Origin of the sequence: Microcoleus sp. Pol12B4 (genome assembly GCF_036701385.1) — a bacterium.
GTDB lineage: Bacteria > Cyanobacteriota > Cyanobacteriia > Cyanobacteriales > Microcoleaceae > Microcoleus.
The window spans coordinates 1-1,538 of sequence record NZ_JAUBQR010000435.1 but is presented as its reverse complement, the minus strand read 5'-3'; the positions used below and the strand labels follow the sequence as shown (position 1 = coordinate 1,538).

The window sequence follows — 1,538 nt, the reverse complement described above, 5'->3', positions numbered from 1 at the left end:
AATTGGGAGCGGCGGAGTATGTGAGGAAGCCTGTGGATTACAAGCGCTTTGCTGCTTTATTGAGCAAATATCAGGGTCTGGGAAAGTAGTTATTAGTCATATCTATTCTGCTTGCATGAGCAAGATGTTGTTGACTGTTAACTGTTGGCTGTTGACTAAAATTATGCTTTCGGAACAACTGACTGTTTAGACATTTAAACAATACCGATGCAACCGCAAACGATATCAGTAGTTATTAGCCATTGAACTCTGAAATGTGAAATATCAACTATTAAATGTTGTGACTTCTTAACAGTTATAGCAACCGCGAAGACGCTGAGGACGTTATTAATTGTTGAAATTATTGCTGGGGTAGTTTTCTGCCGAAGGTCTTCTGCTAGAACTGTTACCACTTACCAAAAATATTTTAATATTTAATCGCTCTCCTGCCAACGGATCAGACACTCTTGTTGTAACTAAAAAGTGAGATTTTGTGGATTGAGTAGTTCGCTTTGCCAGCGAGATCAATTTCTTTGGCTAACCTGTGACCACATTAGGAATAGAGATTTGTAGCGCTTTTTCGCTCGTGCTTTTCATGACCCAGTTGAGCTCTTTAACAATGGCGAAAGGATTGTTAGGCGTTGCTGACTCACGGTATGAAAATAGATAAGTTGGAAATTCTGAAGATGTTCTGACACGCTTGTTTCAGTTTTTGCAGATTGAGTCATTCATACCATAAATTCAGCAACGCCACTTCTAGGGTGTTGCTGATTTATGGTATGAAAATAGATAAGTGGGAAATTCCGAAGATGTTCTGACGCGCTGGTTTCAGTTTTTGCAGATTGAGTTGTTCATACCATAAATCAACAACGCCGATTGTTAAAATTGGCAGGGTTAAATAAATCACTTGAGACGATTCAATTGCTCGGTCGCGTTCGTCAAGAAATTCTCTAAAAATGTTTCATTAGCCATTAGTTAACAGCGCAAAATTAATAACTAATGACTAATGACTAATTAATCTAAGAAGCCCATTAATGCCGAGCTATCGTCAATTTCGTTTGAGGCAATGGGGCGGTTTCCTCCCATTGTGGAGTAAACTTCATCAATGTGCAGAGTGCTGATGCCAATAGGGCGGGCACCAGACATACTGAACATTTCGCTGACTTGCATGGCGCTAGAGCCGATCGGGCGATTGCCGAGTGTAGCAACCACTTCAAAGTCGCTGGATTCGACCGGGCGATTGCCTACAATGCCGTAGGTTTCGCTGATGTGCAGGGTGCTAGTGCCGATCGGGCGCTCCCCCGATATCGAGACGATTTCGCTGATGGTAAAATCGTCTGGCCCGACGGGGCGGTTGTCATGCAGGTGTGGCGGCTGATAAAGTTGAATTCCTGTTGCTTTGGCATCCGTGGGTTCTGTCGCTTGGCTTTTGGAACTTGCTTTGCCGCGGCGGGCTAGCGCTTTGCCTTTGCCTGTACTGCGCGTATCCATAATTCTTTTCCTCGTTTATTGCTGTTGATTGCTGGGTTCGGACAACTGCTTTTGTGGGCTTTCTGCTT

The 1,538-nt window shown here is 43.5% G+C and carries 2 protein-coding genes; one reads left to right on the top strand and one right to left on the bottom strand.

The features are described from left to right. On the top strand, positions 1-190 hold a 190-nt coding region (locus tag QUA38_RS28845; protein ID WP_333167933.1), incomplete at its 5' end, for a hypothetical protein. Positions 191-993: 803 nt separating this feature from the next. Here the strand turns inward: QUA38_RS28845 and QUA38_RS28840 are convergent. Further along, complete coding sequence (locus QUA38_RS28840) at positions 994-1,470, bottom strand: hypothetical protein (protein WP_333167930.1); 477 nt, start codon at positions 1,468-1,470, stop codon at positions 994-996. Positions 1,471-1,538: the final 68 nt, after the last annotated feature.

Coding starts and splice junctions, on each gene's coding strand:
- QUA38_RS28840 (WP_333167930.1), bottom strand. CDS start 1,470: ATGGATACGCGCAGTACAGGCAAAGGCAAAGCGCTAGCCCGCCGCGGC.